Genomic DNA, 20,063 nt, shown 5'->3' with positions numbered 1-20,063 from the left:
CCGTTTAACTATAAAATCTCCGTTACTATTACTGCCAACGACAGTAACAGTAACAGTAACGGGGATTTTTCATGCCTTAAACAACGTACTACAGCTGTTTATCACAACACTGCTACAGCCGTCACTTCAAAGGCTCTTTTACGACTCATTAATACGAAGATAGCTGGTACAAAGTAAAACGATAACAAAGTGGTTAATACCGTACCACCAGCGATCGCAATCGCAAACGGCGGCCAGAAACCACCACCCGCTAAGATCAGCGGTAAGAAACCACCCACGGTGGTGATCGTCGTAGAGGTAATATGGCGAGTACAACTGGTGATAGCCTTAATAATCGCCTCGCGATCACCGGCGACGGCTTTTGGATCTGATTTTAATTCCGCCAAGATCACAATTGCGGCATTAATTGCTAACCCCATTAAACCAAGTAGACCAATGATCACAGTAAAACCAAACGGGTAATTAAACACGTAAATACTGAGTAGCCCTAACCCCACCGATTGGATAGCGGATAATACAATCACCCCACCTAAACGGAACGAATTAAATGACAGCACCACAATAATAATCAGCAACATCATGATCACACCAACACTGGCTAACAAATTACCGACCGCATCATTACGTTTGGCTGACTCGCCACCAAACTCCATCCGATAACCCGGCGGCAATACAAAGTTTTCACTGGCTAACCGCGCCGAAAACTCATTAAGCACCGTTGAGGGTAATACCCCAGCGACTAAGTAACCTTCAACAGTATTAACCCGTACCCCATTCCAATGTGGGATCGCACCACGACTCGGCGTTAATGCTAATGTCGTTAATGCCATCAGCGGAATACTGCTTTGCGATAGTGGCGAGCTCAGACTGATATTAGCTAAATCAGATAAGCTACGACGTTGCTCATTGGCAATCTGAACCCGTACTGGTATAGATTCAGTGGCCTCGATAATCGAGCCGTTGACGGTACCGTGTAATGTTGATTGTAACTGTGACGCTACATCGGTCAGGGTTAACCCAGCTAATTGACTGACATCTTCATTAATTTTCAGCCATATTTTCGGTAACCCAGGTTGGATAGTCGCGCGGGTATGGATCACGTTCTTGGTACCGATTAAGATCCGTCTGGCTTCATCACCCAAAGTCTTTAACGTATCTAAATTAGGCCCAAACAAGCGTAACTCGATTGGCGCTATAAACGGAGGACCCTGTTCTAACTTACGTACTAATATCTGCGCTGCAGGGATCGCATCATCAAGCAATATTTGTAATGACGGTACTAATTCATTCACCCGCTTAAAACTATCACCAGTCACCATCGCTTGGGCATAATACTGGGCACCGTCTTTATTTGGCATTAAATTATAATAGAAAGACGGGGCATTATTACCAATAAACCAGCGTACCTTACTGATCCCTTGTTGCTGAGCTAGCAAGTCACTGATGGTGTTGGTCATGGCTTCAGTGGCAATAATACTGGTTTGCACTGGCATAAATAATTCGATATGAAACATGTCACGATCCGACGCTGGAAAGAACTGTTCATCCAGATGTTTAGCCAAGATAAAGCCGCTCAAAGGTAAGATAAACACTAACCCTATGCTGAGTTTAGGTCTGGCTAATACCCATACCAAAGATTGGCGGAAAGCACCCGCTAAGCTAACTAACTCAATGCCATTATTATACCAAGTCGTTGTCCGTGCCGATCCGTCTGACGAACGACCAACCAGAAAACGCCCCGATAAACCAGCAACGATAGTATGTGAGACAAGATACGACCCGATTAATGCAAAGATAACGCTTAACGCAATACCACTGACAAATTCACCCGATGGTCCCGGCATCATCACAATCGGCATAAACGCCAATATCGTGGTTAAGGTTGAGCCTAATAACGGTAACCATAAATGCTTAACCGCACCTTGCACGGCTGCACTGGCACTGAAGCCCTGTTGGCGACGCTTCTGAATGGTATCCGCCATCACAATCGCGTTATCCACCATAATACCCAGAGCCACAACCAAACCCGTTACCGACATTTGATGGATCGGCAAGCCGTAATAATTCATCACAGTCAAGGTAAACAGTACTGTTAACGGTAAGGATAACGTGACGATTAATGCCGCGCGCCAGCCTAACGTCACAAGCAGCACCAGGGCGATTATCGAGAAACCAATCAGGATGTTTTCCACCAGACCTTGCAGTCTGTCTTCGGTGTATTGGGATTGATCAAACAATACTTCAGTGGTTAAAGACGACGGTAATTGCAGATTAAAAGCGGCAACGACATCATCAACCTGCGCACTCCATTTATCAATACGTAAATTAGGCAACATACGGGTTGATACCACCACCGCATATTGATCATCAACAATCGCTATCTCTTGTGCAGGCCATTGCAATTTTTTACTAACCTGAGCAATATCACCTAACCGAACCACCCCACCTTTACTGTCATTGAGTAAGGGGATCTTACGGATCCGAGCAACAGAATCAAACGATCCCGCGACTTCAATCTGCATTTGGTTATAATCATTAATGATATTACCGGCAGATACTTTGGCATCAGCCGCTAAAATAATGTTGGAAATAGCTTGTGTCGATAACGACAAATTCGCCGCTAAATGTTTATCTATTTCCACCAATATTTGTTCTTTACCGCGGCCAAACAAACTGACAATGTCAGTACCTGAGACCACCTTTAACTGATTTTGTAGTTCTTTACCGTAACGGCCTAATGTTGTTAAATCAACCGCACTGTCGCCCTGCCATTTAACGGCGATCAATTGCGTGTAGGCATAACCACGATCATCTTCTAATCGTGGCGCGACAGTCGCTGCCGGTAACTCACTGGTTACGTCATTAAGCAGATCTCGCACCCGCGACCAAATCGGCACCGGATCAGTAACGGTATCGTGTAATTTCAACTGCACAATGGATATACCAGGTCGAGAGGTCGACGTAATCCGATTAATATCCGCCAGTTTTCGTAATTTTTGCTCTATCTTCTCTGTCACTAAGGCTTCGACACGCTCAGCACTGGCTCCCGGTAACAAGGTCAGCACACTGGCGATCCGATTGGTGATCCTAGGATCTTCGGTGCGCGGTAGCGTTGATAACGACCCCAGCCCTGCCACGATGAGTAAAATAATCAGCAGTGCCATCAGGCGATTATTTTCAGTAAACGCCTTGATCATATCTTATGCTCCGAGGTATTTTCAGCCGACGGTTGCTGAGCAAAAGCTTGCTGATGGCGAACCGTTACCCGTTGTCCCGGTACAAAACGGTGGATCCCGACATTGACATACGCTTGAGTATCTTTCAGATCACCTTGCACATACGCGGCAGTTTCAGTGGCATGTAATACCGTTACTGTGGCGCTTTTTAACTGAAACAGCACCGGTGTCGCCGCTGAATGATCATCACGATCTTGCTGCATGACATCCTGCTCTAAGGTATAAATATTCCACATACCACGCACACCATCAGTAATAGCGCTTAATGGCACCCAATAACCCGGTTGCTGATATACTTGAGACAAAGCAAGGTAAGCCAATTGGCCATTATAAACCGGGCTGTTATCGGCTAATGCAAAACGCAGACTAATTGTTCGCGTTACCGTATCAACTTCATTACCGACACTTAATAGATTGGCAGCGTAGTTAACACCTGCGATCTCGAGTTGATGTTCCTTGCCTTGCAGTTGGGTGATAAAACTCGCAGGTACACCTATCGTCACTTCCGAAGCTCCGGTTTGTAACAATCTAAATGCCGTAGAGCCGGCCGCAATCACTTCACCTTGGGCAATCTGACGACTACTGACAATGCCATCAAAAGGCGCTAATAATTTAGATTTATCAATACGATACTGACTTGCCTCTAGCCCTGATAAGGTACTGCGAATATTGGCGGCAACGACGCGTTTTTGCGACGACAACTCATCAATATTCTGCTCAGAGATAAAACCACGCTTACTCAGCGAATTTAATCGCGATAGATTGGCTTCGATCAAATCAAATTCAGCTTCCGCTTGCTGCAGCTGTGCTTCTAACTGGTTACGTTCGATTAACAACAGTTGCGTATTGAGCTCTGCCAGCAATTGACCTTTCACCACTTGCTGCCCTTCAATCGCATGTAGGGTTTTAATAATGCCCGCAAATTCAAAACCTAAATTTGCATCTTGCTTAGCAATTACCTTACCGACAAATTTATTTTCAACTTGGTAACTGTCTTGCTGAGTCAAATACTCACTACTGGCTTGTAAATACTGTGACACAGCCTGCGTTTCGTCAGCGACAACCTCACTACACGCTTGCAGTGTGAGCGGAATTAGCAATATACTCATCCATTGTGCTGTTTTTGTATTCAACAAAGACAGGGAACTCTTTCTAAACATAATCAATATCCTTTTTTTACGCTCTATGCAACGCAACACTTTTGTTTCAGCCTTTTCTAAACTAGACTTACAAGTCCAGTTACAAAGATAGCAAAACCAAACTAGACCGTACAGTCCATTTTACATTTATTAACGTATTTGCAACATTTATAATGGCGTACACATTCAAATTATTAGCGGTATGAATAGATGAGTAAACCTAGAACAAAGAGTGAATTAAAGCGAAATCAGATACTTGATGCAGCAACAGTGCAATTTACCCAGCATGGCTATGCGGCCACCAGCATGGATCTCATCGCTAAATTAGCCGGGGTATCCAAACAAACTGTGTATAGTCATTTTGGCAACAAAGACGAATTATTTATTACTGCTATCAGCTACAAATGCGAATTATTGGGCGTAGGAGAATTATTACCCGAGAATCTAGGTCCGGTTGAACCGACCTTAACGTTATTTGCACAAGGCTTTTTTACCATGATCACTTCAGCTGATTCCATGGCGGTACACCGAACTTGTGCTGCAGAGAGCCTTGCCCATCCGCATTTATCACGGTTGTTTTTTGAAGCGGGACCGCTGTTTGTGATCGACAAATTAGCTAATTGTTTAGCTGAATATCATCGCCGTGGCGAACTTGATATTGAAGACTGTCGCCAGGCGGCCATACAATTTTTGGCCATGATTAAAGGCGAGCAGTGGACACGGTTAGAATTTAATATTGAAGAATCGTTATCAGAGCAGGAAATTAAGCACTACTTACAAAGTTCTGTGCGTTTATTTGTACGAGGATATCAAAGTTTAAGTTAAGTAATCAGGGTTATGCTGATATTGAAGATAGATATAGATGAGCATAACCCTGTTTATACCCTTTTCAATGCCGCTACTCGGTAGTATCAAGCGTAGTGCTGAACCAATTCAGTTTGCTGGCTAACTGCGTCACTTTACCAATAATAATCAGTGACGGACTTTCAGCTTGCGCAGCCAGAGCACCCAGATCTTTTAACGATCCTTGCAATGTACGTTGCTGTTTGCTGGTGCCTTTTTCTATAATCGCCACCGGCATAGCTGCATCCATCCCGTGTTCGATCAGATTACTCGCAATGCCACTACTCTGGGTCAAGCCCATGTAAAACACCAAGGTATGCGTGGCTTTACCGAGTAACGGCCAATCTAGCTGATGCGCATCATTTTTTAAATGTCCGGTAATAAATTGCACACCTTGGGTATAATCTCGGTGTGTCAGCGGGATCCCGGCGTATGCCGCACAGCCTGATGCTGCGGTAATACCCGGTACAACTTCAAACGGGATGTTAAACGGTAATAAGGCTTCTAGTTCTTCACCACCACGGCCAAAGATAAACGGATCACCACCTTTAAGGCGGATCACTTGCTTGCCTTGCAATGACAGATCCACCAGCAGTTGGTTTATACCGCTTTGCGGTACACAGTGATACCCCGCTTGCTTGCCAACAAAAAAACATTCAGCTTGTGGGTTAATCAAGGCGATAATCTCTGCAGAGACTAAACGGTCATGCACAACTACTTCAGCGTGTTGCAGTAAACGTAACGCTTTTACCGTTAATAAATCCGGATCACCCGGGCCAGAACCGACCAAAATAACCTTCCCTGCATTGCGAACAGTATGCTGTTCACCCTCTGTTATTGGTAACCCTTGTTCTGTCATTCTATATCCTTAGCTACTGCGTCAGCGTTATCGTGACTAACTACGATTCACAGTAACTTAATCATCACTGTATGTCTTTAATATCTAATAAATACCATAGCTGTGCGAGGCTTACCAATAGCGGAGTAGTATAAGTTATACCAAGCGCAGCAAGATCAAAAAAGGCGCGATCTTTCGACCGCGCCTTTGGGTATTTATTTGTGCATAGATTATTAATTAAGCTTATTGTCATCTCGGTTTACTTCAACAAAATCGCCTTCGATAACACCCTCATTTTTAGCCTTGTTATCTGACCCTGGCTGTTGTTGAAATGGTGACGACTGGGTTGATGACTGGGTTGACGAATAGTGGAAACCCTGCGCATTACCAGTAAACGTTGATTGTGGAATAATACGATCTTTGTACTGGGCGATAATCGCTTTAGCTAAACGGCCACGAATTTGTGGGGTTAATACTAACAAACCTAACGCATCAGTCACAAAACCAGGTGTAACCAGTAACACACCACATACCAGCAGCATAATAGCTTCAACAATTTCTTGTCCCGGTGTTTCACCCGCCGCTAAACGCGCTTGTAATTTTTGCACCGTTTGTAGACCTTGGTTACGAACCAAATATGAACCGGCAAACGCAGTTAAAATAATAATACCAATAGTCAGCTCAGCACCTAATAACGAACCTATCGACATTAGTACATACACTTCAATTAATGTCATCGCAGTAAACAGAAAAAATAAACGACCTAACACATTAACCTCTCAAAATTTAGTTATAGTAGACAGCCTAACAAGGAATACCCTTATCACTCGCTTATCTAAAAATAGTATCTAGTTATAATATGTTAAAATAGTACCTAAAAATAGTACCTAAAAATAATATCTAAAAAATCCGCACAAAACGGTTATGATATAAAGAAACATAAGGGCATTAGCCCCATTTTCAAGTTATCAACGAGTAGATAGCCCATAATACTCAGTGACAGACATCATAACTAAGACAACTAATACCGTATAAAGTTGGAAAAAATGAACCTAAAATCGATGCTATTATTAGCCAGCGGCCTCGTTCTGCAAAGCACCATGCCAGTATTAGCCAATACTAATTTTAGTCTATTTGCAAATAAACAACAAAGCGCACCAGCATTCTTGCCTGTCGAAGACGCCTTTGTGTTTTCGCAACTGCAGCAAGGCGAAAATCTCAATGTGTTCTGGCAAATTACCGAGGGTTATTATTTATATAAGAATAAACTGCGTGTCACCATTAATGGTAATGACTACACTATCGACGGCTTGCCTGCAGGTAAAGACTATCATGATGAATATTTTGGCGATGTCGAAATATTTCAGTACGAATTGATGCTGTCAGTCCCCGTTGCTGATCTTGCACCGGCGAGTGAGGTCACCATCCATTATCAAGGTTGCGCAGTCGCAGGCTTGTGTTATCCACCGATGACAAAAACATTTATTAGCCAATAGAATAACGCCAGCAATAAAACCACAAAACAGCACTTGTGGTTTTATTGCTGGCATCGTCGTTATCTATTTTATTTAATGACAGAAATATGTTTACTGCGGGCAATTAAAAATACCGGCAACACAGCGAGTGCCATATAAATAAAGATGTCTGCTTTGACGAGCGGATAAAATAGCCCAGATACAAACGTCAGCAGCGCGATGGCTAAACTAAACGGCAGCGCGGCATAAATAGCTTGTGTCGCTACCGCATCTTCTTCACTGACACGTTCCGCCATATAACGCATTGATGCCAGGTGCGCGACACCAAACGTCACCCCATGTAATAACTGTGACAACATGATTGGCGTAACATCAACGGCATAGCCTAATGTTGTCCAACGTAACACACTACCAGCCGCAGCAATGACAAACATCATAGCAATACTGACATTGCCAAAGATGCGTTTACCAAACGCTAAAAATAAGATCTCACCAGCAACCCCCACACTCCAGAAATAACCGATATAAATTTCACTAATACCAATATCTTGCCAGTACACAGCGCCAAAACCATAATAAGCCGCATGAGCACCTTGTAATAATGAGGTGATGGCTAAAAATGGCCAAAATGCCGGACGCTTTAATATCGTCAAAATACCCGAACTCGGTTTGCTGGTTGCCGTTCTACCTTCAGGCATATTTTTCGCAGGTGTGATAGTGAGTAGAAATAAGATCCCGAGTCCAACAATAATCGACAATAAAATGATTCTATGATCAAACTCTTCGACCAAAAAACCGGTTAACGCACTCGACAACATAAAACCAATCGAGCCCCACAACCGCACTCGGCCATAATCCATATTATTGTAACGCACTAACTTCGCACCTATCGTCTCGCCTAAGGCCATCAACGGCGAAAATATAAAGTTAGTTAAAATGACTAATAAAAAGATCGCATAAACATTTTCAATCAGATAAAAACCAGAAAACGCGACCATCGCAGTGAGCGTTAATCGCTGAACGCGGGTCAATAGCGAGGTAGTGGAAACCAAGTTGCGGGTCAATAATAACGCCCCAGCAGAACGGGCAACCAGTGCAAATGCCAGCATGCTACCGATCATTTCCGTGGAGATACCTTCGCCTTTTAACCATAACGCCCAGAATGGCAGCAGAATACCAAACACACCGAAGAAAAAAGCGTAATAAAATCCCATCCATATTGATGATGGCAGTGCAAAGCGCATGTTTAATCCCTAAATAATGACATATCAGTCCAATAATTATCGATATTCTACGCCCTTAGTAATAGAGACGCCCTATTTTTCCATAAATATTATGATGACCTAGGCACTATTTCTTCTATATAAATTAATGATTAAAGCAAAGTCATCACAAAAAACTATCATTAATACTAAAGTCGTATTGCTAGATATTAGCGGCCATGGCATTTTTATTCACCGCAGATGTAAACAAAACCACAATAAAACATGCTTACATCCAGATGTGGACAAGGAATTAAATACGATTAAGGAAGCACAATGAGCGACACTAAACTATATCCGGTACCTGCAGAATTTGCGAAAAACAGTTTATTAAATGACAGTGCTTATCAAGCCATGTACAAGCATTCAATTAACGACCCAGAAGCCTTTTGGCGTGAACAGGGGCAAATAGTTGACTGGATCAAGCCTTATAGCCAAGTTAAAAACACCAGTTTCCAACCTGGCAGTGTCGACATTAAATGGTTCCAAGACGGTAAACTTAATGTATCAGCCAACTGTCTTGATCGTCACTTAAAAGATAATGCCAACAAAACCGCGATTATTTGGGAAGGTGATGATCCTGAAGATTCTGAAAAACTCACTTATCAAGACGTTTATGAACAAGTTTGCCAATTTTCAAATGCATTAAAAGCCCAAGGCATTAAAAAAGGCGACGTCGTTTGTCTGTATATGCCAATGGTGCCAGAAGCCGCTATCGCGATGCTGGCTTGTACTCGTATTGGTGCCGTGCATACTATTGTATTCGCTGGTTTCTCAGCAGAAGCACTAGCCGATCGTATTGATAACTGTGGCGCTAAATTAGTGATCACCGCCGATGAAGGCGTGCGTGCAGGCCGTATCATTCGCCTCAAAGATTCTGTTGATAACGCACTCGCTAAACCCCAAGTGACCAGTGTTAACAACGTCATTGTATTTGCCCGCACTAAAGCCGACATCGCATGGCATGAAGGCCGTGATCTGTGGTGGCATGATATCGTCAAAGACCAGCCAAGTGAATGCGTTCCAGAAGCGATGAATGCCGAAGATCCATTATTCATTCTTTATACTTCCGGCTCAACCGGTAAACCCAAAGGCGTATTACATACCACAGGCGGTTATCTCGTGTATGCCACGATGACCTTTAAATATGTCTTTGATCATCAAGACAGCGACGTATTTTGGTGTACTGCCGATGTAGGTTGGATCACCGGCCACACTTATTTAGTCTATGGACCACTGGCGAACGCCGCAACCACGGTATTATTTGAAGGGGTACCAAATTATCCAGACACCGCACGTATGAGCCAAGTGGTTGATAAGCACCAGGTCACCACCCTTTATACGGCACCAACAGCCATCCGTGCATTAATGGCCAAAGGCAATGATGCGATCACTGGCACTAAACGTACTTCACTGCGCTTAATGGGTTCGGTAGGCGAACCAATCAACCCTGAAGCATGGCAATGGTATTACAACACTATCGGCAATTCATCTACACCGATTGTCGATACCTGGTGGCAAACCGAAACTGGCGGGATCTTAATTACCCCTCTGCCAGGCGCAACGGCACTGAAACCGGGCTCTGCAACCCGTCCATTCTTTGGTATCAGCCCTGCCTTGGTCGATAATGAAGGTAACTTATTAGAAGGCGAAAATGAAGGTAACTTGGTTATTCTAGATTCTTGGCCTGGACAAATGCGTGGTATTTATGGCGATGAAAGCCGCTTTGAAGAAGCTTATTTCTCCACATTCCCGAACATGTACTGCACTGGCGATGGTGCTAAACGTGATGCCGACGGTTATTACTGGATCACCGGTCGTGTCGATGATGTGCTTAATGTATCGGGTCACCGTATGGGTACCGCAGAAATTGAAAGTGCATTAGTGTCACACCGCAAAATTGCCGAAGCCGCGGTCGTCGGTGTACCGCACGAGATTAAAGGCCAAGGTATTTATGCGTACGTAACATTGAATGCCGGAGAAAAAGCCGATGACGCATTAATAGCCGAAGTCAAACAATGGGTTCGCAATGAAATTGGAGCGATTGCCACACCGGATACCTTACATTGGACACAGGCACTACCAAAAACCCGCTCAGGTAAGATCATGCGTCGTATCCTGCGTAAAGTAGCAACCAATGACACGGATTCGTTAGGGGATACATCCACGCTAGCAGACCCAAGCGTGGTTGATACTTTAATTGCTGAAAAACAAGGAGCCTAAACCATCACACGATAGTAGGGCGATAACCTGTTATCGCTTTATACCCAAGTTACTTCAAGATGCGATATCAGAGACAAACTTGGGTATATTACCTTTCATCGGTGTCATCCCTAGCCTTGGTCACACCGGTTTTTTATTGCTGTATCAGCGAGCGGTAATGACCATTTCAATTAATTGACAAGTCTATCAACAACACCATCGATAAAGCCACCAACACGCCAAGCGATAACAGCCTTATTTATAATGTGCGCCAGGTTTAAATTAGAGTGTAAACTTTAATAAAAGATCAGATAAGACCAGTTAAATGCTGTTATATTCTTCGAAAATCATATAGTGTGTAGAAAATTAGCAACAATTATACTATATATACATTTATAATTGGAGTTTTCAGAAATACTAACAATGTGAGCATTATTGACGAAGTTAGTATGATTTTACCAGACAATGGAAGCAATATGTCGAACAAACCCAGAATATTGTTACTCAACGGACCGAATCTAAATCTTTTAGGTAAAAGAGAACCTGAGACTTACGGCTATCAAACACTTGGTGACATTGTAGAACATTTAACCGATGTTGCAACTGAGCACGATATTGATCTGCGCCACGAACAATCTAACGCAGAGCACGAGCTTATAGATCATATTCATGCGGCGATGGGCAATACTGATTTTATCATTATCAACCCTGCGGCATACACGCATACCAGTGTCGCCATTAGAGATGCATTATTAGGGGTTTCAATCCCATTTATCGAAGTACACCTCTCTAATGTCCACGCACGAGAACAATTTCGTCATCATTCTTATCTGTCAGATATCGCCAAAGGCGTTATTTGTGGATTAGGTGCTGATGGTTATGAATTTGCGTTGCTTTCTGCTGCCAAACAGCTAAAGCAAACTAACAACAAATAATAAAGAGATTATGATGGATATCCGTAAAATTAAAAAACTGATTGAACTTGTTGAAGAGTCTGGCATTGCAGAATTAGAGATTTCTGAAGGCGAAGAATCGGTACGCATCAATCGCTTTAGCAGCGTAGCACCACAAGTACAATATGCACCAGCACCGATTGCGGCACCAGTAGTAGCAGCACCTATCGCACCAGCAGCAGTTGAAGCCGCGCCAGCAGAAGTAGCAGGCCATCAGGTGCTCGCGCCTATGGTTGGCACTTTCTATGATGCCGCATCGCCCGGCGCAGCACCTTTTGTAACGATTGGCCAAACTGTCAATGTTGGCGATACGCTATGTATCTTAGAAGCGATGAAGATGATGAATCAAATCGAATCCGATAAAGCTGGCGTAGTTAAAGCTATCCTAGCGACAGACGGTCAAGCTATTGAGTTTGATGAACCACTTTTCATCATTGAATAACTACGAGGTTTCCAATGTTGGATAAAGTTGTTATCGCCAATCGCGGCGAAATTGCATTACGTATTCTTCGCGCTTGTAAAGAAATGGGTATTAAAACGGTAGCCGTACACTCAACAGCCGATCGTGAACTAAAGCATGTATTACTGGCTGATGAAACAGTTTGTATCGGTAAGCCTGCCGCCGCAGACAGTTACTTAAATGTACCTGCGATCTTAAGCGCAGCTGAGATCACCGGCGCAGTTGCTATTCACCCGGGTTATGGCTTTTTAGCTGAAAACGCGGACTTTGCTGAACAGGTAGAGCAGTCAGGTTTTATTTTTATTGGTCCAAAAGCTGAAACAATCCGTCTTATGGGCGATAAAGTATCTGCGATTGCGGCAATGAAAAAAGCCGGTGTACCTTGCGTACCAGGTTCTGATGGCCCGCTCGATACAGACGCGCAACGTAATAAAAATATTGCTAAACGTATTGGTTACCCGATCATTATTAAAGCTGCCGGTGGCGGTGGCGGTCGTGGTATGCGTGTCGTGCATGAAGAATCTAAATTACTCGACTCGATCGCATTAACCCGTAACGAAGCCGGAACATTTTTTGGTAACGACATGGTGTACATGGAGAAATTCTTAGAGAATCCTCGCCATGTTGAGGTCCAAATACTGGCTGATGGCCAAGGTAATGCAATCTACCTTGGTGAACGTGATTGTTCACTACAACGTCGTCATCAAAAAGTAGTTGAAGAAGCACCAGCACCCGGTATCACCGCTGACATTCGTCGTCATATCGGTGAACGCTGTAGTCGTGCCTGTGTTGATATCAACTACCGTGGCGCTGGTACCTTTGAATTCTTGTATGAAAACGGTGAGTTCTATTTCATCGAAATGAATACCCGAATTCAGGTTGAACATACTGTGACCGAAATGGTCACTGGTATTGATTTGATCAAAGCGCAATTACGTATCGCCGCGGGCATGCCACTGTCGGTATCTCAGGATGAAGTGCGTCTGACCGGTCATTCGCTTGAATGTCGTATCAATGCCGAAGATCCGGTAACATTTGCACCGAGTCCAGGTCTGATCAAACGTTTCCATGCTGCTGGCGGTTTTGGCGTACGTTGGGAATCACACATTTATGCCGGTTATAAAGTACCACCGCATTATGATTCCATGATCGGCAAATTAATCACTTACGGTGAAAACCGTGACGTGGCAATAGCCAGAATGCGTAATGCCTTAAGTGAAATGGTGATTGATGGTATTAAGACTAATATCCCACTGCATTTAGAGATCTTAAGTGATGAAAACTTCCAGAATGGTGGCACTAACATCCATTATCTAGAGAAGAAATTAGCTCAAAAAGCGCTAGACGCGAAATAGAAACTAAATCAGTTCTAGATAAGCGTTAAGCTCATTACAGATCAAAAAAACCCAAGCGATTTACTCGTCTTGGGTTTTTTATTATGCGCTATTTAGAAAAACAGCGAGATCACTTATCTGCTTTACCCGCCGCGTTAGCAAGCTTAGCCAACTGCTTGTCGAACCAGAAAGGCGTGCTGTCATTATCTTCGCAACGTTCTTTACGGCGAATAGCATTACGTACCATCATAGTGCCTAACCAACGTACTGGCTCAGGAGGAAAGCCGCCTTTCGGCCCCGTGGTTAAGCCGTTATGACTCCATTTATCATTATTACCCAGCAGCATAGATGCTAATATTTTACCGCCGATCCAGGTCTGAGCAACGCCACTGCCGGAATATCCAAAGCCATAATAAATATTACCTGTGTCTGCAATTTTACCGAAAAACGGCAGGCCCGTCGCCGAACGATCGGATGGGCCAGTCCAGGTCACGACAAACTCTTCATCCACCAGCGTCGGGAATAACTTATCAAACGACTCACGTAGTAGTTTGCCATACCGTGTAGGCTGATCGAATAAGGGCCTTACTGCATTACCATAAGAGAAGTGATTACCGCCCTTGCCTAACATTAACCGACCATCAGGTGTTGTCCGGTAATAATGCACAAAGGTACGTGAATCGAGCACGGTTTTACCATCCGTTATCCCCATTTTCGTTAACTTTTCTGGTATCGGCTTGGTGATCGCCATATCTGACGAGACCACCACAATTTTATTTTTAAACTGTGGAAATTGTTCTAACATCCAAGCATTCAATGCCATCACCACTTTCGCCGCATAAACAGTCCCTTGCGGGGTATTAATCACCACTTTATGTTGAGCATCTTTATTACTGTTGGTTGGTTTAACCGCATTATCATTAATGGCTAACATCGGGGTGTTTTCATAAATACGCACCCCAAGTTGCTCTGCCACGCGTTTTAAACCACGGACTAATTTCCCGGGTTGCACACTGGCGGCTACCGGAGAGAAATGTCCTGCTTGATGTAATTCAGAGCCGGCATGCTGTTGTACTTTCTTCGCTTCCCACGCCTGCCAGCTGTTTAATTGATGTTTATCTAACGCCGCTAATGTCGCCTCTAGCCCACCGGTTTGCGCGGTATTCGTGGCGGTAAATAAGGTGCCGTCACGACGCAGTTCCGCATCAATATTGTACTGCAAACAAAAGGCTGCAATTTCATCTACCGCTTGCTCTGATGCTTTGACTAATTCAACCGCCTGCGCTTCGCCATACAAACGTTGCATCGACAAATACTTAGTCGACCACGTTAACATGCAACCACCATTACGACCCGATGCGCCACTACCACAGAGGCTTTTCTCTATGATCATCACATCCAGTGTTGGTTGTTGCTGTTTGAGTTGGATCGCGGTCCACAATCCGGTGTAACCACCACCGACAATACACACATCGGCGACGGTATCGGCAGTGAGCGCTTGTGGCTGCACACCATTACGGTAGTCCTCTTCAAGATCCATCGCTTGTTGGAACCAAAAAGGTTGAAACTCAGGCTGCTTAGTCATTACGGACGTTCACCAGCGGCTAAACGTGCGTCAATATCGGCAACCACTTGCGGCAGGTCAGCAATAGTATCAATCAGGTAATGGGCATGAAATGGCGTGAAACGCTCACGGGCTTTCTCACGCGCTTGGTGTAATGTTGCGGCGTCTGCAGCAAGGTATTCCGCTAGCGTTAGACCAGCTTCGTTACCCGATAACAATAAACCCACCGTCCACATGCCAGCATTGTGACCTTCTTCAATACCCGGTACTGAATCATCCACTTTAATGCACGCGCCCACATCGGTCACCGCCATATCAATCACGTTTTTAAGCACCATGTAAGGTGCTGGACGACCGCCTGCTGGTACATCATCAGTAGCAACAACACAATCTGGCACATAGCCTTTTGCTGCCGCGATAGGAATGAGCTTATCCATGACCACACGGGGATAACCAGAGCATGAACCAATTTTAATCCCTTGCTGTTTTAAGCCATTAACGACATCGAGTGCATGTGGGATAGGATCGGCATGCTCACCTACTTTTGCGATCTGTAGCGGCATAAATGTTTGGTAAATCGCATCAATATCAGCGGTGCTAATAACGGTGCCGAACTGGGCTTGCCAACGTGCGGCAACGTCGGGTAATGCCGATACCGCTTTAATGTGATCCCATTTACCTAGCCCCATCGGCACACGTGCTTCCGCTAAACTAATAGTAAAATCATACTGCGCTTTAAAGGCGGCAATAAAAATCGTGGTCGGGGCAAATGAACCGAAATCCACGATAGTACCCGCCCAATCAAAAATAACAGACTGAACATGATTAAGTTTTACTGACTGATCTTGTACGATGTTAGACATAATAATATTTTCCAAAGTAAGCTTGTGTTAATAATCGTGTTGATGATTTAATGCAAATTAATTTGATTGAAATTGGACTGGTAAAATGCAGACAAGCACTACAACACAGTGATGTATGCGGCTACTACCGGCGTAGTAACCACTAAGTTAGTGTTCACTTCAACTATGCACTTAATTCCCAATATTTGGCGGTTTCCATCGCCACTAATAAACGCTGGATATCACTGGGATGGACATCACCAATGTTACCAATACGGAAACAATCAGCGTTGGATACCTTACCTGGATAAATCACAAAACCTTGTTGTTTAAGCCGGTTATAAAATGCTTTGAATTGATAATCACCGTGCACAGGTGAATAAAACGAGGTAATAATTGGCGAATGTAATGACGCATCTAACAAGGTCTCAAAACCCAGTTTTGCCATCCCCGCGACTAAGGTAGTTTGGTTTTGTTGATAACGTTGATGACGTGCCGCAATACCGCCTTCTTCTTCAAGCTCTAATAACGCTTGGTAAAATGCACGCACAGTGTGGGTTGGTGAGGTAAAGCGCCACTTGCCACCATTGGTTTCCATACAATGCCATTGCTCATACAGATCTAATGACAACGAACGTGCTCGCCCTTGGCATTTTTCCAGTTCACTTTTGCGTGCAATCACAAAGCCAAAACCCGGTACGCCTTGAATACATTTATTGGCAGAACTGATCAGGAAATCAACGCCTAATTCAGCCACATCCATTGGAATGCCACCAAAGCTCGACATCGCATCCAAGATCACGATCTTACCGTGTTGTTTAGCTAATTTAATCACCGCATCAATCGGATTCAACATGCCTGTGGTCGTTTCGCAGTGCACGATCGCGACATGGGTAATGCTGTCATCGCCCGCTAATTTGGCTTCAACTTCGGCCAAACTTGGTTGCGCCGTTTCACCCGGTGCTATCACCTCACAGGCAATATTTAAATAATCTGCAATTTGCGCCATGCGGGCTCCGTAAGCACCGTTATCAATCACCAGTAGCTTGCCATCAACAGGAATAACACTACCAATTGTTGCTTCTACCGATGCCGTGCCACTGCCTTGCATCAATACACTGGTATAACCCGTTTGCGGGGTTGCTAGTTGCACTAACTTAGCGCGGATAACGTCAACAATGTCTTTGTTATATTCATCATCCCAAGTACACCAATCTTTTAGCATGGCTTCTCGTACACTTGCTGTGGTAGAAAGTGGACCCGGTGTTAGTAATAAATATGCGTTTTTCATCTCTGTTTCCATTTGGACTATACCAGTTTGATTAGAACTCTAGCAGTGGAACGCTCACTTGGTAAATAGCCCAACAGCAGAATTCATAAAAGCTTCATATTCATCGCCAACCGCAATAAAAACCCCGCGCCATAAAAATAAATAAAATATCTTAATTAACCTAACTGCCATCAATCGGTCATATTTTTGTCATAAAAGCACTCTATTATCGTTCTCAACAAATCTGGTACAGACCAGAATCAACCGTTAATAATTTTTGGAGTGACACGAATGAAACAACGTTGGATGATAGGTTCTATCGCAGCCTTAAGCGCCTTATTCACTGCACCAGTATTTGCCGCAGAAGCAGTGGTGGTGTACACCGCCTTTGAAACGGATGTATTAGCAAAATACAAAGTCGCCTTTGAACAAGCCAATCCAGATATCGAGATCAAATGGGTGCGCGATTCAACCGGTATCATGACCGCAAAATTACTTGCCGAAAAAAATAACCCGCGTGCAGAAGTGATTTGGGGACTAGCGGGCTCATCAATGGCACTGCTTAAGAAAGCAGGGATCCTAAAACCTTACTCACCACAAGGCGTTGAAAACCTACGGACGAGCATGATTGATCCAGAAAAAAACAAAGCGTGGTACGGTAATGACGCTTGGTTTAATGCCATCTGCTTTAACGAATTCGTAGCAAAACAGCACAACCTACCAAAACCGACATCCTGGGATGACCTACTTAAACCGGTTTACAAAGGTCATATCGCCATGCCCAACCCAGCATCATCGGGCACAGGTTATATGCAGGTATCAGCCTGGTTACAAACCATGGGTGAAGATAAAGGTTGGAGTTACATGACCAAGCTGAATGACAATATTGCCCATTACACCCATTCAGGCTCGAAGCCTTGTGTACAAGCAGGTATGGGGGAAGTGGCGATCGGCATATCGATGGCATTACGTGGCGCGAAATTAAAAACCCAAGGCGCGCCACTTGACGTGATCTTACCTGCCGGCGGCATTGGTTGGGAATCAGAAGCCGTTGGCCTCGTTCAACCATCAACAGCAGCTAAGCGGGTGGTCGATTGGTCAATCTCAAAACAAGCCAATCAATTATATAATGAATCTTATGCATTAGTCGGCCACAAAGACGTCAGTAAAGCCGTGGCGAACTATCCCAATGTACAAGACGCGATGGTAGATATGGACTTTAGTAAAATGGCCAATGCGCGTAAAGATGTACTGCGTACCTGGTCAGAAAAATTTGATTCAAAATCTGAAGCAAGATAGTCATTAATGATCTAATTTAAGAGGTCAACCTTGACTAAACCAGGGGTTATTTAACACGCCTAGTTTAGTCATTGCTAACAAATAATTGTCCATTAAAACAACCGCTAACCATGCCGATTCTTTAACCCCTTAGATTCCAATAACAAGTGTAAATTCGGCGTAAAAATAACCCCTTGTCATCAAACTGTCACTTACCCTGCCTACCATACTGGTATAGTCCAAATAACTTATGAGCAGTCAGATGAACACGTACCTCAACATCAATAATCTTGTTAAAAAGTTTGGTGATTTCACCGCATTAAATGATATTTCTTTGCAGATCAATCAAGGCGAGTTCATCTGTTTTTTAGGACCATCTGGTTGCGGAAAAACCACATTGCTTCGTGCGATTGCCGGACTCGATTTAGCGACATCAGGATCTATTTTACAAGACGGTAAAGACACCACTTTCTTGCCGCCAGAACAACGGGATTTTGGCATTGTATTTCAATCTTACGCGCTGTTCCCCAATTTAACAGTTGCCGAAAATATCAGTGTCGGTTTACACAACCAAGGTAAATCAGTCGTTGAAACGGTGGATATTGTTAATCACTGGCTGGGTATTATTGGCTTATCTGACTCGGCGCCGAAATACCCGAATCAGCTATCCGGCGGCCAACAGCAACGTGTGGCACTGGCTCGCGCATTAGCGTTATCACCGGGATTATTACTATTAGATGAACCACTTTCGGCATTGGATGCACAAGTACGTGCTCATTTACGTGACGAGATCCGCTCCCTGCAACGTAAACTCGGCATTACCACTATCATGGTGACCCATGACCAGGAAGAAGCCTTAGCAATGGCCGACCGTATTGTGGTGATGAATCATGGTGTTATTGAACAAGTCGGCACCCCACAAGAAATTTACGATAAACCGGCATCCCGCTTTGTGGCTGAATTTGTCGGAAACATGAATTTCATTGCCAGTTCCGTGATCAGCGATCAACAGATCCGTATTGCTGAAACCCTATTACCAAAACCCAAAGACACATTAAGTCGTGGTGACATGTTTGATTTAGCCGTACGCCCTGAAGACATCCAATTTAGTGAGAACCCGCAAGATTTACCGGTGCAAATCAAAGCCATGGAATTTCAAGGTACCTATGTGCGAGCAGACTGCCAGCTAACCGGCAGTATGAATGCGTCGATGATCAAGGTCGATGTGCCAATTCGTGAAGTCCGCTCACTGGGGCTCAACAATGGTGAGTTCCGTCGGATCCGTTATAGCGATGCGTTCACCCATGTCTTCCCACGTAAATTAAAGCAATCATCAACAACAAGCGCACCAGCGGTAGAGGCATAAC

16 protein-coding genes are annotated in these 20,063 nt (G+C 44.1%); 8 read left to right on the top strand and 8 right to left on the bottom strand.

What is annotated here, in order from left to right; translation table 11 throughout:
• Positions 1–101 precede the first annotated feature (101 nt).
• Entirely contained in the window at positions 102–3,197 is a 3,096-nt protein-coding gene (locus HRT96_RS11530) for an efflux RND transporter permease subunit (RefSeq protein WP_293156528.1), read from the bottom strand.
• On the bottom strand, positions 3,194–4,396 hold the full coding sequence (locus HRT96_RS11525; protein WP_293156527.1) for an efflux RND transporter periplasmic adaptor subunit: 1,203 nt from the start codon (positions 4,394–4,396) through the stop codon (positions 3,194–3,196). The genes HRT96_RS11530 and HRT96_RS11525 overlap by 4 nt, the downstream gene beginning before the upstream one ends.
• A gap of 189 nt (positions 4,397–4,585) precedes the next feature.
• Between HRT96_RS11525 and HRT96_RS11520 the strand changes: the two genes are divergently transcribed.
• Positions 4,586–5,200 (top strand): TetR/AcrR family transcriptional regulator, encoded by a 615-nt coding sequence (locus tag HRT96_RS11520; protein ID WP_293156525.1) that lies wholly within the window; start codon positions 4,586–4,588, stop codon positions 5,198–5,200.
• Positions 5,201–5,273: 73 nt separating this feature from the next.
• Here the strand turns inward: HRT96_RS11520 and cobA are convergent, their stop codons facing one another.
• Positions 5,274–6,077, bottom strand: coding sequence for a uroporphyrinogen-III C-methyltransferase (cobA, locus tag HRT96_RS11515; protein ID WP_293156523.1), 804 nt, complete (start codon positions 6,075–6,077; stop codon positions 5,274–5,276).
• 212 nt (positions 6,078–6,289) lie between these two features.
• Entirely contained in the window at positions 6,290–6,826 is a 537-nt protein-coding gene (locus HRT96_RS11510; RefSeq protein ID WP_293156521.1) for an FxsA family protein, read from the bottom strand.
• A gap of 276 nt (positions 6,827–7,102) precedes the next feature.
• On the opposite strand from HRT96_RS11510, the gene HRT96_RS11505 reads away from it, so the two are divergent.
• Entirely contained in the window at positions 7,103–7,552 is a 450-nt protein-coding gene (locus tag HRT96_RS11505; protein WP_293156519.1) for a protein-disulfide reductase DsbD domain-containing protein, read from the top strand.
• Between the two features lie 68 nt (positions 7,553–7,620).
• On the opposite strand, the gene HRT96_RS11500 is transcribed toward HRT96_RS11505, so the two are convergent.
• On the bottom strand, positions 7,621–8,775 hold the full coding sequence (locus HRT96_RS11500) for a 3-phenylpropionate MFS transporter (protein ID WP_293156517.1): 1,155 nt from the start codon (positions 8,773–8,775) through the stop codon (positions 7,621–7,623).
• A gap of 294 nt (positions 8,776–9,069) precedes the next feature.
• Between HRT96_RS11500 and acs the strand changes: the two genes are divergently transcribed.
• The 4 genes from acs to accC all read left to right on the top strand — a co-directional run bounded on the left by acs (position 9,070) and on the right by accC (position 13,763).
• Complete coding sequence (gene acs, locus HRT96_RS11495) at positions 9,070–11,016, top strand: acetate--CoA ligase (RefSeq protein WP_293156515.1); 1,947 nt, start codon at positions 9,070–9,072, stop codon at positions 11,014–11,016.
• A gap of 455 nt (positions 11,017–11,471) precedes the next feature.
• Positions 11,472–11,930: a type II 3-dehydroquinate dehydratase gene (aroQ, locus tag HRT96_RS11490; protein ID WP_293156513.1), complete on the top strand. Its 459-nt coding sequence runs from the start codon at positions 11,472–11,474 to the stop codon at positions 11,928–11,930.
• Between the two features lie 13 nt (positions 11,931–11,943).
• Complete coding sequence (gene accB, locus HRT96_RS11485) at positions 11,944–12,390, top strand: acetyl-CoA carboxylase biotin carboxyl carrier protein (RefSeq protein WP_293156686.1); 447 nt, start codon at positions 11,944–11,946, stop codon at positions 12,388–12,390.
• Positions 12,391–12,404: 14 nt separating this feature from the next.
• Complete coding sequence (gene accC / locus HRT96_RS11480) at positions 12,405–13,763, top strand: acetyl-CoA carboxylase biotin carboxylase subunit (protein ID WP_293129825.1); 1,359 nt, start codon at positions 12,405–12,407, stop codon at positions 13,761–13,763.
• 109 nt (positions 13,764–13,872) lie between these two features.
• Here the strand turns inward: accC and HRT96_RS11475 are convergent, their stop codons facing one another.
• From HRT96_RS11475 to phnW, 3 genes are all read right to left on the bottom strand, one after another.
• On the bottom strand, positions 13,873–15,327 hold the full coding sequence (locus HRT96_RS11475) for an FAD-dependent oxidoreductase (RefSeq protein WP_293156511.1): 1,455 nt from the start codon (positions 15,325–15,327) through the stop codon (positions 13,873–13,875).
• Entirely contained in the window at positions 15,327–16,169 is an 843-nt protein-coding gene (phnX, locus tag HRT96_RS11470; RefSeq protein WP_293156509.1) for a phosphonoacetaldehyde hydrolase, read from the bottom strand. Before phnX ends, HRT96_RS11475 begins: the two co-directional genes overlap by 1 nt.
• 163 nt (positions 16,170–16,332) lie before the next feature.
• A complete protein-coding gene (gene phnW, locus HRT96_RS11465; RefSeq protein WP_293156507.1) occupies positions 16,333–17,439 on the bottom strand; it encodes a 2-aminoethylphosphonate--pyruvate transaminase in 1,107 nt (368 codons plus the stop codon).
• Positions 17,440–17,709: 270 nt separating this feature from the next.
• On the opposite strand from phnW, the gene HRT96_RS11460 reads away from it, so the two are divergent.
• Positions 17,710–18,717, top strand: coding sequence for a putative 2-aminoethylphosphonate ABC transporter substrate-binding protein (locus HRT96_RS11460; RefSeq protein WP_293156505.1), 1,008 nt, complete (start codon positions 17,710–17,712; stop codon positions 18,715–18,717).
• A gap of 241 nt (positions 18,718–18,958) precedes the next feature.
• Positions 18,959–20,062: a putative 2-aminoethylphosphonate ABC transporter ATP-binding protein gene (locus HRT96_RS11455; protein WP_293156503.1), complete on the top strand. Its 1,104-nt coding sequence runs from the start codon at positions 18,959–18,961 to the stop codon at positions 20,060–20,062.
• Position 20,063 lies beyond the last annotated feature (1 nt).

Source organism: Moritella sp. (assembly GCF_013215705.1).
Lineage (GTDB): Bacteria > Pseudomonadota > Gammaproteobacteria > Enterobacterales > Moritellaceae > Moritella.
This window is presented reverse-complemented; position numbering and strand designations above follow the sequence as displayed.

Excerpts from the sequence above, each read along its gene's own strand:
- phnX (WP_293156509.1), bottom strand. The coding sequence starts at position 16,169 with ATGTCTAACATCGTACAAGATCAGTCAGTAAAACTTAATCATGTTCAG.
- HRT96_RS11505 (WP_293156519.1), top strand. The coding sequence starts at position 7,103 with ATGAACCTAAAATCGATGCTATTATTAGCCAGCGGCCTCGTTCTGCAA.
- HRT96_RS11460 (WP_293156505.1), top strand. The coding sequence starts at position 17,710 with ATGAAACAACGTTGGATGATAGGTTCTATCGCAGCCTTAAGCGCCTTA.
- HRT96_RS11475 (WP_293156511.1), bottom strand. The coding sequence starts at position 15,327 with ATGACTAAGCAGCCTGAGTTTCAACCTTTTTGGTTCCAACAAGCGATG.
- HRT96_RS11455 (WP_293156503.1), top strand. The coding sequence starts at position 18,959 with ATGAACACGTACCTCAACATCAATAATCTTGTTAAAAAGTTTGGTGAT.
- HRT96_RS11500 (WP_293156517.1), bottom strand. The coding sequence starts at position 8,775 with ATGCGCTTTGCACTGCCATCATCAATATGGATGGGATTTTATTACGCT.
- HRT96_RS11520 (WP_293156525.1), top strand. The coding sequence starts at position 4,586 with ATGAGTAAACCTAGAACAAAGAGTGAATTAAAGCGAAATCAGATACTT.
- HRT96_RS11525 (WP_293156527.1), bottom strand. The coding sequence starts at position 4,396 with ATGTTTAGAAAGAGTTCCCTGTCTTTGTTGAATACAAAAACAGCACAA.
- aroQ (WP_293156513.1), top strand. The coding sequence starts at position 11,472 with ATGTCGAACAAACCCAGAATATTGTTACTCAACGGACCGAATCTAAAT.
- phnW (WP_293156507.1), bottom strand. The coding sequence starts at position 17,439 with ATGAAAAACGCATATTTATTACTAACACCGGGTCCACTTTCTACCACA.
- HRT96_RS11530 (WP_293156528.1), bottom strand. The coding sequence starts at position 3,197 with ATGATCAAGGCGTTTACTGAAAATAATCGCCTGATGGCACTGCTGATT.
- cobA (WP_293156523.1), bottom strand. The coding sequence starts at position 6,077 with ATGACAGAACAAGGGTTACCAATAACAGAGGGTGAACAGCATACTGTT.
- acs (WP_293156515.1), top strand. The coding sequence starts at position 9,070 with ATGAGCGACACTAAACTATATCCGGTACCTGCAGAATTTGCGAAAAAC.
- accC (WP_293129825.1), top strand. The coding sequence starts at position 12,405 with ATGTTGGATAAAGTTGTTATCGCCAATCGCGGCGAAATTGCATTACGT.
- accB (WP_293156686.1), top strand. The coding sequence starts at position 11,944 with ATGGATATCCGTAAAATTAAAAAACTGATTGAACTTGTTGAAGAGTCT.